The sequence below is a fragment of the Microcoleus sp. D3_18_C2 genome (assembly GCF_036702395.1).
GTDB lineage: Bacteria > Cyanobacteriota > Cyanobacteriia > Cyanobacteriales > Microcoleaceae > Microcoleus.
On record NZ_JAUBTG010000121.1, the window covers coordinates 1 to 4,361 of the forward strand.

Below are 4,361 nucleotides of genomic sequence, written 5' to 3' on the forward strand. Positions count from 1 at the left end.
CGGAATGAAGCGAAAGTTTCACGTTCCGTTCTGAAGGAGAGGTAGGGGTAGAAATGCCCCTATCGACTCTAACTACCAGAAGCACTCTTGAAGTTGGGCCTTACCCCTACTTCATGAACGAATTATAGCAATCCTAAGTGATTTTCTAGAACCGTAACATCTGAAAGTCTTGCTATACAACAAGTCTAGGCAGACAAGAGGGCGTTGTGTTGTGAGACTCAGATCGGATTGCTATAGTAGTGGATCTTCACCCATACTTCAAGCAGCTTCCCAACTCAAACTTGTCTGTGAACAAAGCGTTAATCCAGTCTTAGCAGTCTTAGACGCCCGAATATGGCAATGCAAATTGGGTACTGGCGCAAGCAGACATTCAAGCTGATTGCTTAATGAGACTCCGAAAGAATGCCTGGAAAGTGGTCAGCACCACCAGCATATAGTGGCCGCGGCAGACCACGAAAACACGGGCAAAAAATGAGGCTGAATGACCCAACCACATGGCTCGAAGCGGATGCTGTGATTGAAATTGACGAACATCCACAGTTGGGACAAGTCCGAGTCAGTCAATGGCTTGACTTGCATTTTTATCGTGCCGCTGAACACAGAGTCAATTTAATCCTCGTCGAAAGAATGAAGCCCATGTCAAACGGTCAGCCGTTTCCACCCTTATGGTTGGCCTGGGTGGGAGAACGAACTCTACCCTTAGAAACAGTCTGGTTTAAGTATTTACGACGCTTTGGAGTGGATCATTGGTATAGATTTGTCAAGCAACGATTACACTGGACATTGCCTAACCTAAGAACTCCCGAACAATCCGAGCGTTGGAGTGATTTAATGCCGCCCCGGAGTTGGCAACTCTGGCTAGCTAGGGATTTAGTGGTTGAGAATGTATTACTGCAGGCAATCTGCTACAACCAATTTAACCCCTGGACGTGTTGCCCAATCAATGTTGTAGATTTTAGTTCAATGTCACTGAAAAAGTCTCGATCGCAAGGCCTGTTTACCTTTTAAGATAGAGCGAGGTTCCTGCATTCGAGGATACGGCTTTGGCCTGTGTTTCAACACCCGAGGTTCGGAACGCTCAGGTCGTATCGTGAGTAAATTAGTTGCCACCTGCGACAACAGAAATTGATGCCATTGTCGCTGTTGGCGCTTTCCTGTAGTTGCCAACAGCGTCAATAACTGATTAAACTGCTGCCTTGTTGATTGGAAGGAGATTTGAAAAGCTGTATGTTCTGATGAAGATACTGACTGCCACATAATGGTACGTAATAAAGTGTAAGCCAATAAGTGTATCCAGATTTCCTTTCTGACCATTGCCGGAGTTTTAGCTGTTAACATCTCCATTTTCAAAGTTGTTTTAAGATGACGGAGACTGACTTCAGCAGCAGACCACCGCAGCCCGTATAACTGAGTTAATTTGTGAACAGTGTAGCGTTTGGCGTCCAGTAACGTTGTGACTACAATAATACGCTCGTCTCGGAAGCCACGGTGTTGAATTCGCTCTTCAGACTTCCCGAACAATGAAATTAGATGGTAATTCCTCGAATTCCTCATTACTCATGTGTTTGGGACACTGTTGAGGCTTATTCCAGACTACTTGATGGTCGCCAATTCCCAACTTCTTGCCCCGCCCTTAAGTCAGTTTTACGGAGATGATTTTTCCGAAAAACAGCGTCGGCTCCCTGCTGTTTTACCAAAACTAAATCGACATAATTGCCGTAAGCTCGATCAGCTAATATCACATCGTCGGGAACTATAGTTATTTCAAATAAGTATGAGACACTCTTCATGCACAATAAGCACGAATAACTTCATCAAGAGATGTGTTAGGAGACGCATACATTTTAGCTCTCTTTAATGCACTAAAATCATGCTCAATATCATTTAAGTCAGGAGAGTATTTTGGTAAAAATATTATCTGATGACCTGCCTCCTCAACCAATAGTCTAATGACCGTCTTACGATGAATGGGTGCATGATCCATAATCAATATAGATGGACTGGTTAAATCTGGTAACAGATATAAAGATAACCATCCTTCAAATCCTTCTGCATTCAAACTACCCATAAAGAGCATTGGTGCAATTAAGTCCTTCTTTCCTTTTCTTCTTCCTGCTACTAAATTTTCTCTTTTCCCCGTTTTCCTGGTATGAGCGCCATAGACTTTCTTTCCTCTTTTTGCCCAGGCCTAGACAGAACCTTCAAATTCCTCAAATCCTGACTCATCAATGAATACAAGACTTTTGCTGCCATAAATTTTAATTAATTGTCTCAGATTTCTCTAATATTTCATTCTTTCTTCTCGATTTCTTTCTTTATAGCGAAGTTCTTTTTTTTTTGTAATTTTCAATTTTTTTAAGGCATAGCAGATGGCACTCGGTCTGACGGAGAAAGTTTTTGCTCTTTCTACTAATCTTGCTTCCGGATTTTTTTCAACATCTTTTTTGAGGGCTTCCCAATCTAGCTTTCGTTGACGGTGAGTGACCTGAGTTGGTCGAAGGTCTTCCCTACCGGCGCGATCTATAAATTGTTGCTCTTCCTAACTTAAATATGGCGGCAGCTTTCGTTATACTCCCTCCATTTTCCACATAATTGACTACTTTTTGTCTGAGGTCTAGACTGTAAGCCATTTTTTTCTAATTAACTATTTTTATCGATTTTATCATGATCTTGCCTCTGTCTCACATTTATTTGAAATGACTATAAATTCGCATATAACAGGCGACTCATTACAATCTCACTCATCGTCAATGAAGCAATACCAGCCGATACGACTGCACCTGTGAGCAATGAAAAGAGCACTACCACTTTGGCGATGGGAAATCCACACCCAGTTTTTTGATTGCTGTGTTGCGGATACTCAGCTTGATTGGCAGCAGTATCACTCATCAACACGGTTGTGCCGGCGAGATCCCGCACCTGTCGTCCACACCATTGCTGTAGGCGAGGAACTTGCTTTTCTAGTGCCTCTGCCACTACAGGTACTAACTGTTGGACAAGTCTTTCAGGTAGTCGTTGACGAGCTTTACTGTATGCCCCAGTGTCTGAAGAAGGAGGCACCACTCCAGCACCACTGGGCCAGGTACTCATCCGTTTTACTGCTTGACTCAAACTTTTGTCTGGATCTAGTACCTGAGATATCATCGCCCATAAGGTAACTATCGGCGTATAGACGCTGTTGTAGTATCTGAGATTCTCCTTCGCCAGAAGCTCTTTGACTGTAGAGTCTGGTAGCAATTCTTTCCAGGGTAAGGCAACACTCTGTAAAAATTGTTGCTTGAGAATAGACGCACGATTGGGCATACTAGAGAGAGATATTTTGGTTTGTAAGGCAATTATCTATGCAGAGCTTGCCTTACAGATTTTTTTTTGCTCACTTTTTCAGTGCCATTGGATTTTAGTTGACATTGGTACTCCCGCGAAAATGCCTAAACAGAGGGGAAAATCCCCTGGTTGGGAAAAAGGAAGGGTACGAACCAAGGCACCGTCCTATCCCACTGTGAAAAAACGGGTTTCTCGACGCAAAAAGTCTTCAAGATTAGTTATTTAATCTTCTTCCTCTTGAGTTTTTGAGTAACAGCTTGCCGGATATTCAAAGGCAGCTACTTTTGGCTGCAATCATTTTTTAGTCTAAACTACAGGAAAAAAAGAAGGTTCACAAATACGAAGAGCATGGTAGAATATAAAGCATGACGCAAAAAACATCTGCTGACCAATTAGTAGAGACCTTACTGCAAAGCATTGAGCCATCTGCAATTGCTGACGAATCATTACGTCGTACAGTGTCCATATTGCTGAACCTTGTAGAGCAATTACAAGCAGAAACCAGAGAATTACGAGCAGAAAATCAAAGATTAAAATCCGAAAACAATCGCCTGAAAGGAGAACAAGGCAAACCAGAGGTCAAAGCTAATGGAGCGAAAAAGTTAAAAGAGAACTACTCATCGGAAAAAGAGCGAAAAGCACCCAAAAAGCACATTAAAAGTAGTAAAAATGCTCTGGTCAAAGTTGACCGATCAAAAATCCTGGAGTATCCTGAAGCAGAACTACCATTCGATGCAGAATTTAAGGGCAGGGTAAACGCATCTTAATTTCAGCCTAAAACATGATAAGATGAAGTATTGGGCTAAATCAAGTGCGTAATTAGGTGCGATCGATGGCGAAAGGGTTTACTTCGACTTTAACTGCCCAACAAAAAACAATAGGTGTATCGAACCCGACACACTTATTGAACGCTTGTTTTTTAAACCATTTTGGAACCTTGACCGATCCAAGAATAGAAAGAAGTAAGCAGCATTTATTAATAGATATTGTAGCAATTGCGATTCTAGCTGTCATCAGCGGTGCAGATGGATGGGAAG

5 protein-coding genes and 2 pseudogenes are annotated in these 4,361 nt (G+C 42.3%); 3 read left to right on the forward strand and 4 right to left on the reverse strand.

From position 1 onward, the window contains the following. Nucleotides 1-402: 402 nt before the first annotated feature. Nucleotides 403-1,008, forward strand: a complete 606-nt coding sequence (locus QUA88_RS29225) for a hypothetical protein (RefSeq protein WP_333058661.1) — start codon at nucleotides 403-405, stop codon at nucleotides 1,006-1,008. On the opposite strand, the gene QUA88_RS29230 is transcribed toward QUA88_RS29225, so the two are convergent. The 4 genes and pseudogenes from QUA88_RS29230 to QUA88_RS29245 form a co-directional block, all read right to left on the reverse strand. Next, a complete protein-coding gene (locus QUA88_RS29230) occupies nucleotides 967-1,521 on the reverse strand; it encodes a transposase (protein ID WP_333058660.1) in 555 nt (184 codons plus the stop codon). The genes QUA88_RS29225 and QUA88_RS29230 overlap by 42 nt on opposite strands. 62 nt (nucleotides 1,522-1,583) lie before the next feature. Beyond that, entirely contained in the window at nucleotides 1,584-1,790 is a 207-nt protein-coding gene (locus QUA88_RS29235; protein ID WP_333058659.1) for a hypothetical protein, read from the reverse strand. Beyond that, a pseudogene (locus QUA88_RS29240) lies at nucleotides 1,787-2,630 on the reverse strand (IS630 family transposase). Before QUA88_RS29240 ends, QUA88_RS29235 begins: the two are co-directional and overlap by 4 nt. A gap of 73 nt (nucleotides 2,631-2,703) precedes the next feature. Continuing rightward, nucleotides 2,704-3,303: pseudogene (locus QUA88_RS29245) on the reverse strand (IS4 family transposase); the annotation flags it as partial. A 386-nt stretch (nucleotides 3,304-3,689) separates the two neighbouring features. Between QUA88_RS29245 and QUA88_RS29250 the strand changes: the two are divergent. Together QUA88_RS29250 and QUA88_RS29255 are read left to right on the forward strand one after the other, a co-directional pair. Then, nucleotides 3,690-4,091, forward strand: a complete 402-nt coding sequence (locus QUA88_RS29250) for a hypothetical protein (protein ID WP_333058670.1) — start codon at nucleotides 3,690-3,692, stop codon at nucleotides 4,089-4,091. A 65-nt stretch (nucleotides 4,092-4,156) separates the two neighbouring features. After that, on the forward strand, nucleotides 4,157-4,361 hold a 205-nt coding region (locus QUA88_RS29255; RefSeq protein ID WP_333240803.1), incomplete at its 3' end, for a transposase family protein.

Coding starts and splice junctions, on each gene's coding strand:
- QUA88_RS29225 (WP_333058661.1), top strand. CDS start 403: ATGCCTGGAAAGTGGTCAGCACCACCAGCATATAGTGGCCGCGGCAGA.
- QUA88_RS29235 (WP_333058659.1), bottom strand. CDS start 1,790: ATGAAGAGTGTCTCATACTTATTTGAAATAACTATAGTTCCCGACGAT.
- QUA88_RS29250 (WP_333058670.1), top strand. CDS start 3,690: ATGACGCAAAAAACATCTGCTGACCAATTAGTAGAGACCTTACTGCAA.